Raw genomic sequence first — 18,489 nt, 5'->3', positions numbered from 1 at the left:
AGAGCGGGAAAGCGCTGACGCTGTGAGTTATCCGGGGGGCATCGCCGTTTGCTCCTGCGATTCCCGATTCCCGATTTCCGAATCCCGGTCATACAGCAAATCCCACACGCCGTGACCGAGCTTCTGGCCGCGGGTTTCGAAGTGGGTCTGCGGGCGCCAGGCGGGGCGTTCGACGTGGCCGCGCGGGCCGGCGCGATTGACCAGGCCCGGTGTGGCGTCGAGCACGTCCCACATCTGTTCGGCGTAATCGGCCCAGTCGGTGGCCGCGTGCAGGCGGCCACCATGGCGCAGCTTGCGCACCACCAGCGCCGCGAACGCCGGCTGGATCAGGCGGCGCTTGTTGTGGCGCTTCTTGTGCCATGGGTCGGGGAAGTAGATGCGCACCTCGTCCAGCGCGCCATCGGCGATCTCGTGCTCGAGCACTTCCACCGCATCGTGGTGGTACAGGCGCACATGCGTGCTGCCGTCATCGTCCAGCGCATTGAGCAGGCGACCGACGCCAGGCGCATGCACCTCGATGCCGATGTAGTCGCGGCTGGGGTCCTGCTGGGCGGCAAAGCGCAATGCCGCCCCGTTGCCAAACCCGATCTCCAGCACCTTGGGCGCGGGACGGCCGAACGCCGCATCCAGGTCGCGCGGCGTGCCGCTGTAGTCCAGGCCGAAGCGTGGCCACAGCTCGTCGAACGCGCGCTGCTGCGCCGGGGTAAAGCGGCCCTGGCGCAGCACGAAGCTGCGCACCTGCCGGCGGCCCTCTTCGATGGTGAAGGGCTTGGGCGGCATCTTGGCGCCGTCGCTGGTGAAAGGATCAGTCATGAAGTAGGTCACATCAGAAAACAAAGCCCCTCTCCCTTTGGGAAAGGGGTTGGGGTGAGGGTAGGGCGTGAGGGGGCACTCGCAGCAATGCGCGATCTGGCAACGGCCACATCCGGCACCTCACACCGCCAAGCATTGCGCATCGACTGCAATGTCAACGCAGCACACCCACTCATCCAATCACGCCATCCACCGGACTGGACGCCGAGGCATACCGCTTGCGCGGAATTCGCCCGGCCAGGAAGGCCTCGCGTCCGGCCTCGATCGCCTTGCGCATCGCGCTGGCCATCAGGATCGGATCACGCGCACCGGCGATGGCGGTATTCATCAATACACCGTCGCAGCCCAGCTCCATCGCGATCGCCGCATCCGATGCCGTGCCCACGCCGGCGTCGACGATGATCGGCACCTTGGCGTTCTCGATGATTTCCAGCAGGTTGTACTTGTTCTGGATGCCCAGCCCGGAGCCGATCGGCGCGGCCAGCGGCATCACCGCCACGCAGCCGATCTCCTCCAGGCGCTTGGCCAGGATCGGATCGTCGGAGGTATAGACCATGACGTCGAAGCCGTCGGCGACCAGCTGCTCGGCGGCCTTGAGCGTCTGCACCACGTCCGGATACAGCGTGCGCTCGTCGCCGAGCACCTCCAGCTTGGTCAGGTTGTGGCCGTCCAGCAGTTCGCGCGCCAGCCGGCAGGTGCGGACCGCATCTTCAGCGGTGTAGCAGCCGGCGGTGTTGGGCAGCAGCGTGTAGCGATCCGGCGGCAGCACATCGAGCAGGCTGGGCGCGTTCGGGTCCTGGCCGATGTTCACCCGGCGAATCGCCACGGTGACGATCTGCGCGGCGGCCGCTTCGGTGGCCAGGCGGGTTTCGTCCAGATCCTTGAACTTGCCGGTGCCGGTCAGCAGGCGCGAACGGTAGGGCTTGCCGGCGATGATCAGCGCATCAGAGGGGGCGGTATTGGTCATCAGGCAATTATCACCGATCGCGCGCGGCTGCGCCGGCCTGCGCGCCGCATCAGCCGCCGCCCAATGCGTGCACGATCTCCACCACATCGCCGGCACGCAACCGGTGCGTGGCATGCCGCCCGCGCGACACGATTTCGCCATTGACCTCCACCGCCACGCGCCGCTGTGCAAGACCTTCCTGCTCCAGCAGGGTTGCCAGCAGCAAGTCGTCGGGAATGTCGCGCGGGGTGCCGTTGAGTTGAATGTTCATGTCATCATTGTGGCATCGCGTGCCGTCAGGGCGCGCGTTTTTGCGTTATGCGGCAATGCAGCGTGAGCGCGGGCGGCGAGGGTGAAACCATGAGCCATGCGCCGGCGTACGTCAGCAGGTCCGGTCCAGTTCCACACTACCTTGAGCAGGCACTTCCATGGCTTCAACTCTTCGCCCGATCCGTTCCCTGATGGCCGTGGCCATCGCCATTGCGGCCACCCCGGCCATGGCCGCGTCTGCCTTCGACCAGACCGTGTTCTTCGGTGACAGCCTCACCGACAGCGGCTACTACAACCCGTTGCTGCCGGCCGCCTCGCGCGCAGTCACCGGCAAGTTCACCACCAACCCGGGCTGGGTCTGGGCCGAATACGTCGCCGACCATTACGGCACCAATGCAGCACCCAACGGCAACGGCCAGACCGGCGACAACTACGCTGCCGGCGGCGCGCGTATCCAGGCCAATTCGACCAGCGTGCTTGGTGCAGCGCCGTCGGTGACCAGCCAGGTCAACACCTACCTGAGCGCCAACGGCGGCCAGGCCAATCCGAACGCGCTCTACACCGTGTGGGGCGGCGCCAACGATCTGCTCGCCGCTGCAGCTGCGCCGGCCCAGGCGCAGGTCATCATCGGCAATGCGGTCACCGCGCAGGTCGGGGCGGTCGGCGCCTTGCAGGCGGCCGGCGCGCGCTACGTGATGGTGCCGACCATTCCGGACGTGGGCATCACCCCGCGCTTCCGCGCCGGCGGTGCCGCCGCGATGGCGCAGGGCACTGCGGCGGCAACCGCCTACAACACCGCGCTGTTCAATGGCCTGCGCTCGGCCGGCCTGCGCGTGATCCCGGTCGATACCTTCCACATCCTGCAGGAAGTGGTCGCCGATCCGGGCACCTACGGGTTCAGCAACGTCACCAGCACCGCCTGCAACCCGGCCGTGCCGCTGCCGACGTGCAACCCGACCAGCCTGGTCGCCGCCAACGCGCCGAACACCTATGTGTTTGCCGACGGCATCCATCCGACCACCGCCACCCACCAGATCCTGGGCCAGTACGCCATTTCGCTGCTGGAAGCGCCGCGCCTGCAGCAGGTGCTGACGCATTCGGCGCAGGCGATCGGCCGTGCGCGCGCCGATCAGGTGGCCTGGCATCTGGACGGCAAGCCGGACGCCGATGGCCTGCGTTGGTGGGGCAGCGTGCGTGGCGACATGCAGCGCTACGACCACGCCGATCTGTACGACGGCATGGCCCCGGCCGGCCTGTTCGGCGTGGACTGGACTGCCGGCGATCTCGTGTTCGGCGGCTTTGCCGGCTTCGGCAGCATGGATGCCGACTTTGGCAACCGCAACGGCAGCTTCAAGCAGGACGACACCACGCTCGGCGGCTTCTTCGGCTGGTACACCGGCCCGGTCTGGGTCAATGCCCAGGTCAGCTACAGCTGGCTCAGCTACGACGTCGACCGCGAAGTGCAGCTCGGGCCAGCCACGCGTGTGCACAGCGGCTCGCCGGACGGCAGCAACCTCACCGCCGCGGTCAACGCCGGCTATTCGCTGGGCGAAGGCAACGTCAAGTACGGCCCGGTGGTCGGCCTGACCTGGCAGAAGCTCAAGCTCGACGGCTACACCGAGGGCAACGCAAGCTCCACCGCATTGGGCTACGCCGATCAGGACATCGATTCGATGGTTGGCCGCATCGGCTTCCAGGTGCGCCTGGACGGTGCAATGGTCAAGCCGTACCTGCAGGCAACCTACGACCACGAGTTCAAGGACGGCACCGAAGCCAGCGCCTGGCTGCAGTCGATGCCGGAAGTGGGCATGTACACCGTCCCGGGCCAGAACTTCGACCGCAACTATGCGACCGTCGTGCTGGGCGCCCGCACCGGCCTGTGGGGCCTGCAGAGCAATATCGGCCTGAGCACCACCACCGCACAGCGCAGTGCCCGCGATGCGACGTTGTTCGTGAATTTCAGCGGCAACTTCTGATCCGCGCCGCACAGCTGTCCACGCGGTAGATCTGCAAGACACGAGGGCCGGGCAACCGGCCCTCGTCACGTCTGCACATTGCGCCCGACACCCGCACCCGCCTACACTCTCGCAACGCCACGCGGGCGTAGCTCAATGGTAGAGCTGTAGCTTCCCAAGCTACTGACGTGGGTTCGATTCCCATCGCCCGCTCCAGAGCTTCCGCCAAGTCTCTAAGTGTCTGACTTGGCTGGATATTTCGGCCGATTGATGATTCCGAGCGATGTCCCTTGAGGGATCAAGCGAGGTATCAATCTCGCCCACGCCGCTGATGATGTCGCGCTCGGCCGGCCCGCATGCCATCTATCCAGCATCGGTTGCGGTGTGCCACGTGGCATGCAGGCAAGCGTCCTGACGTTTTTCTTGCGGCCTTTCTGTCGCAGGTCGTGCGGGATACGCAGGTGCTGCTCCACGCTGCGCGATGAGTTGGCCGTTGCCAGGTGGCGTGTCAGGCGCTGTGTTCCTGGCTGCTCATGGGGAGATCCAAGATCTACCAGAAGCCAAGGACTTTCCACCAGGCGCTGCCGACGAGAGTGAAGATGAGAAGCTCAAGCAGGCACATGATCAGTCCGATCCTCCACCAGGCGCCCAGGCTGACGTAGCCGCTGCCGAAAATAATGGGTGAGGTCCCCGTGGCATAGTGCGTCAGTGTCATCATGATCGCCGAAGACGCGGTCATCATGAGCATGAAGGGGATGACGTAATCCGGCGGTATGAGCAGTGCACCCACGCCCAGGAACGCAAGCAGCATCGCACTGATGTGGGCGGTGGTGCTCGCGAACAGATAATGGGAAAAGACAAAGGCCAGGACGAGCACGCAGGCGATGGCTTTCCATCCCATTCCACTCGCGATGATGGCGCCCTTCATGGCCTCGGTGAACCAGCCAACCACGCCCAGCTTGTTGAGCTGTTCGGCCATCATCACCAGCGCGCCAAACCACACCAGCGTGTCCCACGCACTTTTTTCGGAAAGCACGTCGTCCCAGTCCAGCGTGCCGGTGATGATCAGCGTAAACAAGCCAACGAATGCCACGACTGTGGGATCCAGGGTCCATGAGGGGCCGAGAATCATGGCGGGCACGTTCGCCCAAAGGACCAACAGCAAACCAAAGGTCCCGATCATCACTTTTTCTTTCGCCGTCAGCGGCCCCATCGTCTTCAATTCGGTCTTGGCGAAATCAACCGCGTTAGGGGTGGCCTTCAACTCCGGAGGAGACAGCAGATAGATGGCCAGAGGCATGATGATCAAACAGGCCAGCCCCGGTAGAAGCATGCAGAGCGCCCAGGTCGTCCAGGACAGGTGCAGCTGTTGATTCGTCGCTTTGGCCACATAATCGACCACCAGCGGATTGGGTGCTGTGGCGGTGAGGAACATTGCCGATGTGATGGGATTGGCGTGGTAGTTCACCAATGCCAGGTAGGTCCCCACCTTGCCTTGCGTGCCTTTGGCCGGATCGGAATCGAACGAGTTGGCAATAGACCTCATGATGGGGTGAACAATGCCCCCGCCACGCGCGGTATTGCTGGGGGTGAAGGGGGCGAGCAGGAGCTCGCAGATCGTCAGGCCGTAGCCGATGCCCAGTGTCCGTTTGCCCAGGAGCGCAATGAACACCATGCCGATACGGTTCCCCAGGCCCGTCTTCTTCAGGCCACGGGAAATCAGGATCGCAACCACGATCAGCCAGATGAGCGGGCTCGAGAAGCTGCTGAGCGCATCAGTGATCGCACCCTTGGAGCTGGTTGACGTGACTTGGGAAAGCGCGACGATGACGATGGCCATCATCGCCATCACCCCGATGGGCATGACCTTGAGGATGATCGCGATGATGGTGGTCAGGAAGATGGCGACCAGCCCCCAGGCCTTGGGCGTCAGGCCTTCAGGACACGGGAGCAAGAGCAATGCGATAAGCACGGCCGTTGTCACCAGAGCCTGAGGCAGTTTGAACGGCACGGCTTGATTGAAATACTTGAATGCTGCTTTGACGCGACCTGACATGCGGGACCCTCTTTTATGACTGTTCAACAAGCGGAGAACGCTTGAGGCGATGTGCCGCGGTTCCAGTCATCAAGGCTTGGCGCGTGGGCTTTCCCCAAAGTGATGCATGAGCTCGGCGTGCGTTTGCGCATAGGCAGCGTCCGTGAGAGACGTTGCCATGGGCGAATTCGCGGCAGTTTTCGCAACTTCGGCCTTCGCCCTGTCCTGGTCTTCGCTTCGCAGCGCCAGGTCAGCCAAAACGGCGACGTGAGTTGGCTGGACCTCGACGAAGCCGCCCGACACATACAGCTGGAAAGGCGGCTCGCCCGTTTCCGGATAAATGAGGATCATGCCTTCGCGCAGCGTGCTCAGCATTGGTGTATGTCGTGCCATCACGCCAAATCGGCCCCGTTCTCCAGGAAGACTGACCTCCCGAGCGCGTCCCTCCCATTGGGCTCCCGTAAGGCTCACGACAGTCAGCCCGAAGGTCTGCTGGGCATTGGCGATGAAGTCGGGTCTGGGATGGGCAGACGTGTGTGCGTGCATGTCGTATCCGCCTGAAGCCTTGCTCGAAGAAGCCTCACTGCGTTGCGCAGCACCGGTAACGACTGCTGATTTTTCACCAGGCCTCATGTCCACACTCCTTGAAAAAATATGACGCTGTTGCCCCCCACAACAGCTTTTCTTTCTCGCCATCACGGCGCGACTTCGACACCGAAAAGCAACGCCAACCGGTGCCACCTCGGGTCTCATGATGCATTGCACCATACACGCCTGCCTTGATTTCGATCAACTCGGATCGAACGGCCTCTGGGGCAAGCTGGGATGCTGGTATGTGCCGGAGCAAACCGAATTGATTCGGGCATCGTCACGCAAAAAATGTCAGTCAAGGATGCGGAGAGCTGATGCTTATTTACCGGTCGTTTCTGATGTTGGGTCCTGGGCATCCAGGTGCATGGCGTGCAGCCTGCTGGAAAGCGCTCGCGCCACGGAAAAATTGATTGAACTCAAAAGGGGCTTTGAGGTGAGGCGTTTGGCTTCACTCCAACGCTTGCCTTCTAAGAAGTCGTTCAGATCGCTCCCCTTCTTTGCGCAGGTGTGACGGTCTACAAGGGGCTCAAATGACCGACACCAAGCCTGGAGACTGGGTGTCATCTCCGGCATCGGCGGACTGGGTCATATGGCCGTGCAATACGCCAAGGCGATGGAACTCACTGTGGCAGCGGTCGATGTGGACGACGCCAAGCTGGATCTCGCCGGGCGACCGGGCGCCACTGTGGCGGTCAATGCGAAGAAGGAGGGCTCAACGGTGTGACCATGCGGGGATCTATCGTCGGCAGCCGTTTGGATCTGCAAGAGTCGCTGAACGTCGCAGGGCAGGGCAAGGTGGCCGCGACGGTCCAGACCGACCGGCTCGAAAACATCAACGAGGTATTTACCCGCATGCACCAAGGCGCCATCGAAGGTCGGTGGTGTTGAGCTTCGCGGATTGAGCAAGCCTGTGGAGGGCGTCGCCCTGGAATGAGGGCACGCACAGCTGGGCCGTGGTAGGGGATGCAACGCGTTGCGTAGCAGCAGCGCGGCTCGTTTCCGTTGCATCCGCCCCTGCGCCAGACCGTGGTGCCCACGACGAGCTGACCGGGCGCTTCGCGGTTTGACCGCTGCCGACGCCGAACCTGCCGCTGAGCCCGCTGTGGTCAGCCGGCGCAGCGACGCAGCGGCATTGCGGTGGTCTGAGCCTTGCACGTCGGGCGGGTGCGTCAGCGCGATGGGTTGTGGGTGTCGTTGCTGCTGCCTGGAGAAATCAATGCACGCGCACGATCCGAAAGAGGGCAGCCACGCTGGTGGAGCAAGTGGATGGCCTCCCTGGTCCGTCGCAGCAGCCCTGTGTTCGCAATGAAGGTGGTCTTCGATCCGTGGAACGCAAGCACGATGTTCTCGGTTCCGTGGGTCTTCCGGTAGTCGACCAAGGCAACATCTGCGTAAGGCCGAGTACGGGTCCGCAAGACGCGGTACTCCACACGCTCTGCATGAAGAATCAACGTGGGGTTGAGGCTGTTGTGTGCCCACGCAATCCAGGGCAGGAATGTGAACCCGGCGAACGCGGCCTCCAATGTGACGACAACAGATGTCTCCACCGAAATCTCCTTGCGCAGGACCTGCCTGTCTGACCCCGATCGTCGTCATTGTGACCTGTACCGACTGTGCTTGCGTCAACCGGCCCGGTGTCTAATTCACTCGGGCCATGGCCATGGGCCGTGAGCAAGGTGAAGCAGGCGTTTCCTTGCTGTTCCCATCACGCATCCCGTGCAAAAAGATCGTGTCGGCTGCCGATCCACCAGGCAGTCCTTGAGAGCACTTTATCCACGCATCGGGAGAGCCATATGCGCCGTATCCTGTCCGCAGCACTGCTCGGATTGTTGGTAGGTCACGCACACGCGCAGCAAGGGGACGGCACCGACGTGCCGGCGCAGGTGCACACATTCAAGCCGGACAAGGTGGACGCCAGTGCTGGTCAGATGGCTGGGCTGAAAGTTCCGGCAGGCTTTCAGATCAAGCCGCTCACAACCGGGCTGAAGAATGCCCGCATCATCGCCGTGGCGCCGGGCGGCAACATCTACGTGTCCCGGCGTGATCAGGGCGACGTCCTGCTGCTGAAGGACGCCAACGACGATGGCAAGCTCGACGCACCTGCCAAGGTGGTGGCCAACCGATCCGGAGCGCATGGCCTGGCGGTTCGCGATGGCCAGCTCTACCTGGTCACGGTCAAGGAGCTGTTCGTCGCCCCGATTCTGAAAGACGGAACCCTGGGACCACTCAGGTTGCTGGTGGGCGATCTACCGGACGGTGGGCAGCACCCGAACCGCACGATGGCATTCGGCCCGGACGGCATGCTGTATCTGAGCATCGGCTCGACCTGCAATGCGTGCAACGAGACCAACCCCGAGCACGCGACGATGCTGCGCGTGTCGCCCGATGGGAAGTCACGCACCATCTTTGCCAGTGGCCTGCGCAACACCATCGGCTTCGATTGGGACCCTGCGACCGGCGAGTTCTGGGGCATGGACCAGGGCATGGATTTCCTGGGCGATGAGGTCCAGCCGGAGGAGCTCAACCACATCGTCAAGGGCAAGCAATATGGCTGGCCCCACATCTGGGGCAAGGACGGGGTCAACCCGCAGAGCACGCCGCAGGGCGAGATGACCAAGCAGCAGTGGGCCGCGATCAGCGAACCGATGGTCCTGGGCTACACGGCTCACGCCGCGGCCATGCAGTTCCATTTCTACCGGGGCGCATCCTTCCCGGCCGATTACAAGGGCGATGCCTTCATCACCTTCCGTGGGTCGTGGAATCGCAAGCCGGCGTCCGGCTACGAAGTGGTGCGGCTGAAGTTCGAAAACGGCAAGCCGGTCGCTTTCGAGCCATTCGTGACCGGCTTCCTGACCGAGGGCGGCACGAAACACTTTGCGCGGCCCGTGGGCCTTGCGGAGACGGCCAACGGCGCGCTCTTGGTCTCGGACGATGCCAATGGCGTCATCTACCGCATCTCCGCCACGGGCGCGCCGGCCCGCGCTGCGGCAGCAGGGCAACCCAGCGCAGCACCAGCGGCGTCGCTCGAGAAACAGGTCAACCAGGGCAATGGGGTGCCGCTCGCCCTGGCTCGTCCCGAGACCAACAGCAAGGGAACGCTCACCGTGACCGCGCTCGCATTTACCAGCGGCGCTGCGATGGACAAGCGCTTCAGCGATTACGCCGATGGCGTCTCGCCGGCGCTGTCATGGAAAGCGGTTGCCAAGGCCACGTCCTACGTCGTGATCATGGAAGACCCCGATGCCAGGCCCATCACGCCGTTCGTCCATTGGGTGGCCTGGAACATTCCCGCCCAGGTCACCCAGCTGCCCGAGGGCTTGCAGGAGCAGATGCGTCTGACTGAGCCCGATGGCGTGCTGCAGGGGGCAACGAGCCGTGGTTCGGTTGGCTACTACGGACCGCACCCGCCGGTGGGCGATCCGCCGCACCACTATCACTTCCAGGTCCTGGCGCTGGACACCATGCTGGACGTCAAGCCGGGTGCGACCCGGGACGAGGTGCTTGCCGCTGCGTCGGGCCATGTTCTGGCGAAAGGCGAAACGTTGGGTACCTACGCCCAGACCGTCGCCCCGCCGAAGTAATCGCGCCGGAAACCGCGAGTTGATCGCATTGCCATCCCTGTCGTAGATGGGGCTTTCCATTCTTCGATTCGCGGACGTGGCGGGCGCTGAAGGCGCCCGCACGGCTGGAGATCGTGATCTTTCAACAGAGATCGGTGTTCACCACCGGCCTTTGCTTTGCAACGACACTCCCCGGGGTGTCGGCATTTGTTGCATCCAATACACCGACCCGGCTGCGGGATCGCCTGACCTCTGTCGCGCCAAGCCATGCCCGCCTACGGGCCAACAGCTGGTGCTGGACGTGGCCCGTTGAGCGCGCAGGCTTCCGCATTCTCCTGGGCGGCTGGACTGGTGGCCAAGCGCTTGGGTCACCCCTGCTCCGTCAGGGAGGGGTAGTGACCTTCGTGGCATGTGCGCCGAAAGCGCCAACATGCGGTGCCAAGACCAGGCTCAAGCGCCGCCGACATTCTCGAAAGGCAAGTGCGGACGCAGGCATGTCGCATGAATCAAAAATTTTTGCTTGCGCATCCCAAGCTGCCAGCAGCACTTCCAGGTCATTTATCAGTGTTTGCATTTATGCCCTTTGATGCACAGACGGTAGCCCCGCACCTCATCTGACCCTGAGGAGCGAGCCTACCTGGCCACTATGTCGGTGCTGTTAAGCCCGCTTAGGGGCAACTTATAGCGGACTCGGAAATGCAGGACAAGCGTTTGCCACCGTCTGCTGCTGTGCAATGCCGGGGCGAATCAGAACCCCGGTGGGCCCAGAAAATCTGGGCCCACCTAGATTGACTCAGAACTCCTGCCAGCCTGCGCCGTCAGTGGAGCTGATGGCTTCCAGTTTGCGCGGTGCACGGTGCGGGACAATTTTTGCGGGTGTCTTCACAGGCGTTGGCGTCCTGTTGCTGTTTGAGCCAGCAATGGCTGACGAGGCAGGAGCCGCGCGGACCGCAACGTTGTCCTTGTCGATCTTGAACACCGCCACGGCGTCGGTCAGCTGCGTGGCCTGTTCTTCCATCGCGCGGGCTGCAGCGGTCGCCTCCTCGACCAGTGTGGCGTTCTGCTGGGTCGCTTCATCCATCTGCGTCACGGTGGTGTTGACCTGCTCGATGCCGGCCGACTGCTCCTGCGAGGCTGCAGAGATTTCGCCCATGATGTCGGTCACGCGCTGCACGCTGGCCACCACTTCGGTCATCGTGGTTCCGGCGCTGCGCACCAGGGCCGAGCCTTCCACAACGCGCTGCACTGAGTCGTCGATCAGGTCCTTGATCTCCTTGGCTGCGCCGGAAGAGCGCTGGGCCAGGGTGCGCACTTCCGAGGCCACCACCGCGAAGCCGCGGCCTTGCTCGCCGGCCCGCGCCGCTTCCACGGCGGCATTCAATGCCAGAATGTTGGTCTGGAATGCGATACCGTCGATGACCGAGATGATGTCGGCGATCTTCTTGGACGACGCCTCGATACCACTCATGGTTGCAACCACCTGGCCGACGACTTCGCCGCCCTGGGATGCCACGCCTGCGGCGCCGATCGCCAGCTGGTTGGCCTGGCGCGCATGTTCGGCGTTCTGGCGCACGGTGGAGGTGAGTTCTTCCATCGAGGCAGCGGTTTCTTCCAGGTTGGCCGCCTGCTGTTCGGTGCGCTGGGACAGGTCCTGGTTGCCTGCCGCAATCTCGCTGGCTGCCGAATTGATGGACACCGCCGACTGCTGGATGCGTCCGACAATCTCTGCAAGCTGTGCAGCAGTGGTATTGGCATCGTCGCGCATCTGGGCGAAGACGCCCTTGAACTCGCCGGTCATGCGGGCCGTGAGGTCGCCTGCGGCGATGGACTGCAGCAGCGAGGACAGGGATTGCAGGTTGCTGTCCGCGGTGGCCATGAGCAGGTTGAGGCTCTCGACCATGACGCGGAAGTCGTACTGGAACCGTTCCGCATCGCCGCGTGCGGTGAAGTCGCCATTGGCAGCAGCTTGTGCCAACTGCTTGATTTCCAGGTTCATGGCAGACAGGTTGGTCTTGACTTCATTCATGGTCTGCGTCAGCACGGCTTTTTCGCCAGGCAACTGCTCCATGTCTTCACTCAGGTCGCCAATGGCATAGCGGCCCATGATGCGTGCGAGGTTGGACTGCACGCTGAGGTGGGAGGCAACCAGGGCGTTGGTGTCCTCGGCCATGCGGCCGTAGTCGCCGGGCAGTGCGCTGGCATCCATCAGAAAACTGATCTGGCCTTCGTCATGGCGCCTGGCCATGTCTGACTGGGCCGCCATCAGGCTGCGGATCTGCGTTTGCATGACCTGCATTGCCTGAAGCAAACGCCCCGGTTCGTCCCGAGCCTTGGTTTGCGCGTTGCTGGTCAGATCCCCTTGCGCAATGGCATTGGCGACCTGTGTTGCACGGGCCAGGGGCGTGGTGAGGCTGCGGGTAATGATCCAGCCCAGCAAAGCGCTTGCGATCAGGACAACGGCGCCACCGGTAATGAGCATGGCCCGTCCGCCTGCAATGGCGGCCAGTGCTTCCGCGTACGCATCCTTGGTGTTGTTGTTCTGGCGTGACACCAACTCCCGCAGTGTTTTCTGCCAGAGCAGGACGGCGGGTCTTCCCTTCTCGCTCAGCAGGGTTTGTGCTCCCATGCGGTCCCCTTCGGCGCACAGGGCCATCACCTGATCAGTGAAGCTGCGAGCGATGGTGCGGCGTTCGTCCAGGGCGACTCTGACGCGGCGCCCGCCTTCAGACAAGGAAAGGCTGTCCAGGGCTCTGAGCTTCTCGCGTAGCCCGTTGTAGCGGGCCCGTTCGTCACTGATGGTCTTGACAGCCTCTTTGTTGAGCGCATCGCTGGTGACCATTGCATAGGTCCCGAGCGCTACCAGGATCGATGAGTTGGCGTCCAGCATTTCGTTGGCGACCTGGATCTTCGCCATCCGGTCTTGAACGATCGAGTCCAACTGGTGTTTGGAAACAGACATCGTCCACAGGCCTGCTGCAACAAGCATGGCAGAAAGAAGAATCAGGACGCCGAATGCGGCGCCCAGGCGCTTACCAACGCCGTGCCTTTGAAGAAATTCCATCTCGTAAACCTTCGGAGCTGTGCAAAAGCGCACACACACTTAGCGGCCTCTACCGCAAGGAATGAAGAAAAGGCATACATGTATATTCAAGATCTATACAAATGGTGTGCTTTTTGCGGCACTTGTCACTTTATGCCGTCGGAACTTGCCTCAATCGTCGTGGGGTCATTTCGGGGCGGATGTGGGTGAGTTACTTACACAGCGTAGGGGGCGCCGAGCATGGGGGCGACAGGCCGGGGTCGGTACCTGCTCCGCCATTTCCTTCCCCATGGTCAGGAAGCTCCTGATTGAGCGGGTGCGCGGCGATGGGCATAGTGCCGGGCACGTCGAGCGAGCACCATGACCACCACGCACCCTCAACTTATCGGCGCACTTCTCAAGGGCATCCGACGCGCCGAATCCGCGCGCGCAGCCTCTATTGCGTATTGCGCCGGATTGGCCGGGCAGATGCGCTTTGACTACGGCACGCCGGACGATGCGGGCAAGGTGCTGGAGATGTTCGCGCTGGATGCCGAGCAGATCCGCGAGCTGGGGCTGGTGGGCGTGGAAGAACTGGGCGAGGCGGTCTGCCATGCCTGGTCCATCAACGCCGGCGAGCTGGATCGGGTGGTTCAGTGGTTTTCGGCGCCCAGGGTCGAGTTCGTCGGCAAGCACTGCCGCGAGCTGATCCGGGCCGGGCGCATCGGGCCGGTGCTGACCATGGCCCGCGAGCACGCCTTGCTGCGCCATCGCTGAGCGCGGCCAGACTCGGGCGCGCCCGGCCGCTTTACGCTAGCCGGCGCAACAGCAATACTCGCTGACCCTTCCAACCTCAGTTTTGCCAATGCGCCAGGTTCCGCCCGCTTCATCCGCCGCCGCCGCCAAAGCCCAATTGCTGGAAGAGCTGCGCAAGCTCGAGCAGGAAGAAGCCCAGCTGAAGTACGCCCAGACGCTGGAAGCCTTCGACCAGGTGGTCGAGGTGCTGACCCAGTTCGGCAGCCGCTTCAATGCCAAGCAGAAGTCCCAGATCGCGTCGCTGGCAATGACTGGCAAGTCCAAGGGGCCGTTGTCGTCCACGGGCGAGGTCGTCGCCAAGTACTGGATTCCGCATTCCGGCGAGACCTGGTCCGGGCGTGGCCGCACACCGCGCGCGTTCAAGGCATGGGAAGGCACCAGCTCCTACAAGGAATGGAAGGCCAACCATCCGGACAAGCGATTCCCGCTGTATCCGGGCTGAGTTCTTGAAGAGTCACGGTCTGGCTGCGCGCACGCCTGTGGCCTGGCGATTACGGCCTTCCTGCACCTTGGTTTTAGCGCTGTAAGTGCCGCGCTGCATTGCGGGCGTTGCCGGATCGTGCAATCAAGGCTGCAGTGATCACGCTTGCCGATGTCGCCGTAATCCAGGCCATAGGTGTCATCGATACCGCCTTAAAAAGCGCTTTCGCCAGCAAAGCAATCGGAGCTTGATCTGCGATCGCGCCGTCGTCAGGCGCGCTGCTGTTTGCCCCGCGCTTGACGCGCAGCTGGGTGTCAGCGGCAGAGTGGTAACCGCACACGAAAACAGCAGCGGTATTTACCGACCGGCAGTGCAGATCCGGTTCAAACCGGAGCATCCATTTCCTCTGTCGAAAAAAAAAACGCGCGGCCTGCCGGAGTTCCGGCAGACCGCGCGTCTGGTTTATCGCATCAGGGTTACTGGTCGTTCTTGCACTCGAATACCGACACGCTGCGCGGCGGGGCCAGGAATTCGCTGGCGCCTGCCGGCATCATGTCCACTTCCAGGGCTTCGTCGGTCGAGAGCACCAGCTTCCAATGCACCGGTTCGTCGGTCGAGGGCAGGGTGAAGGTGACGCCTTCGTGGTAGGCATTGATGACGATCAGCAAGGTGGCGTCGTTGGCCAGCTCCTTGACGCCGGAGGTCTGTGCCTTGCCTTCCAGCAGCAGTCCCACCGAGCGTGCGCCGGCGTCGGTCCAGTGCGCGTCGTCCATCTCGGTTCCACCGGGATTGAGCCAGGTGAGATCGCGCAGGCCCGCTTCTTCGTTGTACTGGCCGTTGAGGAAGCGGCCGCGCGACAGGATCGGATAGCGCTTGCGCAATTGCGTCAGCGCCTTGACGAAGTCGGTCAGGCGGCCATCGGTCGGGTCGTTTTCCCAGTCCAGCCAGGTGATCTCGTTGTCCTGGCAATAGGTATTGTTGTTGCCGCCCTGCGACTGCGCACGCTCGTCGCCGGCGAGCATCATCGGCGTGCCTTGCGAAAGCAGCAGCGTGGCGAGCAGGTTCTTCATCTGCCGCTCGCGGATCTGCAGCACGTCCGCATTCTCGGTGTCGCCTTCCTCGCCGTAGTTGCAGGAGCCATCGTTGGACGAGCCGTCGCGGTTGTCCTCGCCGTTGGCCATGTTGTGCTTTTCGTTGTAGCTCACCAGGTCGCGCAGGGTGAATCCATCGTGCGCGGTGATGAAGTTGACCGACGCCCACGGGCGGCGACCGCGACGATCGAACAGGTCTGCCGAGCCGGTGAAGCGGGTGGCGAACTCGGCCAGCTTGCCGTCCTCGCCCTTCCAGAACTCGCGCGCATTGTCGCGGAACTTGTCGTTCCATTCCGACCAGCCCGGCGGGAAGTGACCGACCTGGTAGCCACCGGGGCCGCAATCCCAGGGCTCGGCGATCAACTTGACCTCCGACAGCAACGGGTCCTGGTTGCATGCATCCAGGAAGCCGCCGCGCTGGTCGAAGCCGCTCGGCTCGCGTCCCAGGATCGTGGCCAGATCGAAGCGGAAGCCGTCTACATGCATCTCGCTGGCCCAGTAGCGCAGCGAATCGTTGACGAACTGGATCACCCGCGAGTTGCTCAGATTGAGCGTATTACCGGTGCCAGTGTCGTTGATGTAGTAACGCTTGTCTTCGGCAAGGCGATAGTAGCTGGCGTTGTCGATGCCCTTGAACGACAGCGTCGGGCCAAGCTCGCTGCCTTCTGCGGTGTGGTTGTAGACCACGTCCAGGATCACTTCCAGGCCCTGCTTGTGCATGGCCTTGACCATGTCGCGGAATTCATCGCGATGCCCGCTGGACAGGTAACGCGACTTCAGCGCGAAGAAGCCGATGGTGTTGTAGCCCCAGTAATTGCGCAGGTCCTTGTCCAGCAGATGCTGGTCGTCCAGATACGCATGCACCGGCAACAGTTCGACCGCGGTGATGCCCAGGTCCTTGATGTATTGCAGGACCTGCGGCTGTGCCAGGCCGGCAAAGGTGCCACGCACGGCTTCCGGTACCTGCGGGTTGCGCATGGTGTAGCCACGCACGTGGGTCTCGTAGATCACCGTCTCGTTCCACGGCGTCAGCAGGCGCGCGTCGTCTTCCCAGTCGTAGGTGTCTTCGACCACCACGCACTTGGGCATGAACGGCGCACTATCGCGCTCGTCGAAGCTCAGGTCGCCGTCCGGGTGGCCCACGGTATAACCGTAGAGTTCGTCCGCCCAGATCAGGTCGCCATCCATCTCGCGTGCGTACGGGTCCATCAACAGCTTGTTGTGGTTGAAGCGGTGGCCTTCGGTCGGTTCATACGGGCCATGCACGCGGTAGCCGTAGCGCTGTCCGGGTTTGACGTCGGGCAGGTAGCCGTGCCAGATCTCGTTGGTGTATTCCGGAAGGTCCACCCGCACTTCGGTGCCCTGTTCGTCGAACAGGCACAATTCCACGCGGGTGGCATGCGCGGAAAACAATGCAAAATTGGTGCCCTTGCCATCGAAGACGGCGCCGCGCGGAAACGGGCGTCCTTGGCGGATGCGGGAGGGGTTGGCGTAAGCCGCGCTTGCTGGACGTCGCATTGAGAGTCTCGGGTGCGCCGGCATGCCGGCATTGAGGGGACTCAAGCATTGCGTGGGCAGCTGTGCAAACTGCGTCACGACGGCAGGGGGGCGGCGTGAGGGCGGTTGTTGCAGGGCGTGGCCGCCCGTTATTTTCTGACCGCAGTGACGGAAAAACAGGGTGCACGGCCGCGGGGATCTGACATGTACGCATCGCGCGGGTCGGCTGCGTTGTCTATGCGGCTGTCGCCAGACAAACCCTCTCTGTGCATCACCGGTGTCATGCGCGCGCGCTTGAGCGCCGCGCAGGCGCCCTGCTAGCATCCAGGCCGTCGGAGTCATGCAACGCATGCAGTGTGACAGCTGCCTTGCTGCGTCGCTTCCGCCTCCCATTCTCGGGGCCGTCGCACACCCGTCGAACGCAGCATGCAGGGCAGGGACGCTGCCCGCCCGTGCAATCGACCGGCAGACCTGCGGACTTGGGTCACTCCGTCATCAGACTCCGACCATGTCCAGGCCGCGCCGTACCCCTGCTGCGATGAAAATCGCCATCCTTTCCCGCAACAGCAAGCTGTACTCGACCCGGCGGCTCATCGAGGCCGGGCGCAAGCGTGGCCACACCGTGCGCATCCTCGACCCGCTGCGCTGCTACATGCGCATCGCCGCCGACGGCTTCAGCCTGCACTACAAGGGCAAGCCGATCACCGGGTTCGACGCAGTGATCCCGCGCATCGGCGCCTCGGTCACCCGCTATGCCACCGCGGTGTTGCGCCAGCTCGAATTCATGGGCACCTATACGCCCAACCCCTCCGATGCCATCCTGCGCTCGCGCGACAAGCTGCGCGCGCATCAGTTGCTGGCCGCGCAAGGCATCGACATGCCGGTGACCGTGTTCGGCGACAACCCCGACGACACCCAGGACCTGCTGTCGATGCTCGGCCCGCCGCCGCATGTGGTGAAGTTGAACGAGGGCGCGCAGGGCGCCGGGGTGATCCTCACCGAGAAAGCCAGCGCCTCGCGCGGCGTGGTCGAGGCGCTGCGCGGGCTCTACGCCAATTTCATCGTGCAGGAGTTCATCGGCGAGGCCGAGGGCGCGGACCTGCGCTGCTTCGTGGTCGGTGACCGGGTCGTTGCCGCCATGCGCCGGCAGGCGGCCGAGGGCGACTTCCGTTCCAACCTGCATCTGGGCGGCAGCGCCGCGGTGGCCCAGGCCACCGAGCAGGAACAGGAGGTCGCGGTGCGCTCGGCGCGCGCGCTGGGCCTGGCCGTGGCGGGCGTGGACCTGATCCGTTCCACGCGCGGGCCGCTGGTGCTCGAGGTCAATTCGACCCCCGGACTGGAGGGCGTGGAAGGGGTCTGCGAGGTGGACGTGGCGGCGGCGATCATCCAGCACCTGGAGCATTCGATCCGCTGATCGGGCCACCCGTGCTGTTATCGAAAATTTAACGAAAATCTAATCCTTTCCTCGCTAGCCT

The 18,489-nt window shown here is 63.3% G+C and carries 15 protein-coding genes, 1 tRNA gene and 1 pseudogene; 7 read left to right on the top strand and 10 right to left on the bottom strand.

Translation table 11 applies throughout. The features are described from left to right. Positions 1-27: 27 nt before the first annotated feature. The 3 genes from trmB to thiS all read right to left on the bottom strand — a co-directional run bounded on the left by trmB (position 28) and on the right by thiS (position 2,030). Positions 28-813: a tRNA (guanosine(46)-N7)-methyltransferase TrmB gene (gene trmB, locus H7A86_RS15625; RefSeq protein WP_119127565.1), complete on the bottom strand. Its 786-nt coding sequence runs from the start codon at positions 811-813 to the stop codon at positions 28-30. A 172-nt stretch (positions 814-985) separates the two neighbouring features. Beyond that, complete coding sequence (locus H7A86_RS15620) at positions 986-1,780, bottom strand: thiazole synthase (protein WP_016903327.1); 795 nt, start codon at positions 1,778-1,780, stop codon at positions 986-988. 49 nt (positions 1,781-1,829) lie between these two features. Next, positions 1,830-2,030, bottom strand: a complete 201-nt coding sequence (gene thiS / locus H7A86_RS15615) for a sulfur carrier protein ThiS (protein ID WP_104583664.1) — start codon at positions 2,028-2,030, stop codon at positions 1,830-1,832. Between the two features lie 190 nt (positions 2,031-2,220). Here thiS and H7A86_RS15610 point away from each other — a divergent pair, with 190 nt between their 5' ends. After that, a complete protein-coding gene (locus H7A86_RS15610; protein WP_119131065.1) occupies positions 2,221-4,005 on the top strand; it encodes an autotransporter outer membrane beta-barrel domain-containing protein in 1,785 nt (594 codons plus the stop codon). A 121-nt stretch (positions 4,006-4,126) separates the two neighbouring features. Next, positions 4,127-4,200: transfer RNA gene (locus H7A86_RS15605), tRNA-Gly, on the top strand. Between the two features lie 334 nt (positions 4,201-4,534). Here the strand turns inward: H7A86_RS15605 and H7A86_RS15600 are convergent. Both H7A86_RS15600 and atpC read right to left on the bottom strand, forming a co-directional pair. Continuing rightward, positions 4,535-6,040 (bottom strand): DASS family sodium-coupled anion symporter, encoded by a 1,506-nt coding sequence (locus tag H7A86_RS15600; RefSeq protein ID WP_119131066.1) that lies wholly within the window; start codon positions 6,038-6,040, stop codon positions 4,535-4,537. Between the two features lie 69 nt (positions 6,041-6,109). Then, positions 6,110-6,652 (bottom strand): ATP synthase F1 subunit epsilon, encoded by a 543-nt coding sequence (gene atpC / locus H7A86_RS15595; RefSeq protein ID WP_228960267.1) that lies wholly within the window; start codon positions 6,650-6,652, stop codon positions 6,110-6,112. 435 nt (positions 6,653-7,087) lie between these two features. Between atpC and H7A86_RS15590 the strand changes: the two are divergent. Continuing rightward, a pseudogene (locus tag H7A86_RS15590) lies at positions 7,088-7,498 on the top strand (zinc-binding dehydrogenase); the annotation flags it as partial. 281 nt (positions 7,499-7,779) lie between these two features. On the opposite strand, the gene H7A86_RS21085 reads toward H7A86_RS15590, so the two are convergent. Continuing rightward, on the bottom strand, positions 7,780-8,157 hold the full coding sequence (locus tag H7A86_RS21085) for a hypothetical protein (RefSeq protein ID WP_119131067.1): 378 nt from the start codon (positions 8,155-8,157) through the stop codon (positions 7,780-7,782). Between the two features lie 246 nt (positions 8,158-8,403). On the opposite strand from H7A86_RS21085, the gene H7A86_RS15585 reads away from it, so the two are divergent. Continuing rightward, complete coding sequence (locus tag H7A86_RS15585; protein WP_119131068.1) at positions 8,404-10,191, top strand: YbhB/YbcL family Raf kinase inhibitor-like protein; 1,788 nt, start codon at positions 8,404-8,406, stop codon at positions 10,189-10,191. 361 nt (positions 10,192-10,552) lie between these two features. On the opposite strand, the gene H7A86_RS21290 is transcribed toward H7A86_RS15585, so the two are convergent. Beyond that, positions 10,553-10,744 carry a hypothetical protein gene (locus tag H7A86_RS21290; protein WP_425509699.1) on the bottom strand — a complete coding sequence of 64 codons (192 nt, stop codon included), beginning with the start codon at positions 10,742-10,744 and terminating at the stop codon, positions 10,553-10,555. 219 nt (positions 10,745-10,963) lie between these two features. Next, positions 10,964-13,231, bottom strand: coding sequence for a methyl-accepting chemotaxis protein (locus H7A86_RS15580; RefSeq protein WP_119131069.1), 2,268 nt, complete (start codon positions 13,229-13,231; stop codon positions 10,964-10,966). A gap of 339 nt (positions 13,232-13,570) precedes the next feature. Here H7A86_RS15580 and H7A86_RS15575 point away from each other — a divergent pair, with 339 nt between their 5' ends. Together H7A86_RS15575 and H7A86_RS15570 are read left to right on the top strand one after the other, a co-directional pair. Continuing rightward, on the top strand, positions 13,571-13,966 hold the full coding sequence (locus tag H7A86_RS15575) for a hypothetical protein (RefSeq protein WP_104648915.1): 396 nt from the start codon (positions 13,571-13,573) through the stop codon (positions 13,964-13,966). 88 nt (positions 13,967-14,054) lie between these two features. Beyond that, positions 14,055-14,447, top strand: a complete 393-nt coding sequence (locus H7A86_RS15570) for an H-NS histone family protein (protein WP_104583655.1) — start codon at positions 14,055-14,057, stop codon at positions 14,445-14,447. A 73-nt stretch (positions 14,448-14,520) separates the two neighbouring features. On the opposite strand, the gene H7A86_RS15565 is transcribed toward H7A86_RS15570, so the two are convergent. Together H7A86_RS15565 and glgX are read right to left on the bottom strand one after the other, a co-directional pair. Continuing rightward, positions 14,521-14,823: a hypothetical protein gene (locus H7A86_RS15565; protein WP_147421312.1), complete on the bottom strand. Its 303-nt coding sequence runs from the start codon at positions 14,821-14,823 to the stop codon at positions 14,521-14,523. 79 nt (positions 14,824-14,902) lie between these two features. Continuing rightward, positions 14,903-17,035: a glycogen debranching protein GlgX gene (glgX, locus tag H7A86_RS15560; RefSeq protein ID WP_119127578.1), complete on the bottom strand. Its 2,133-nt coding sequence runs from the start codon at positions 17,033-17,035 to the stop codon at positions 14,903-14,905. A gap of 517 nt (positions 17,036-17,552) precedes the next feature. On the opposite strand from glgX, the gene rimK reads away from it, so the two are divergent. Continuing rightward, positions 17,553-18,428 carry a 30S ribosomal protein S6--L-glutamate ligase gene (gene rimK / locus H7A86_RS15555; RefSeq protein ID WP_119131070.1) on the top strand — a complete coding sequence of 292 codons (876 nt, stop codon included), beginning with the start codon at positions 17,553-17,555 and terminating at the stop codon, positions 18,426-18,428. Positions 18,429-18,489: the final 61 nt, after the last annotated feature.

It is taken from the genome of Xanthomonas euroxanthea, assembly GCF_903989455.1.
GTDB classification, from domain to species: Bacteria; Pseudomonadota; Gammaproteobacteria; order Xanthomonadales; family Xanthomonadaceae; genus Xanthomonas; species Xanthomonas euroxanthea.
The sequence above is the reverse complement of the archived record's forward strand: the minus strand, read 5'-3'. Positions and strand labels throughout refer to the sequence as shown.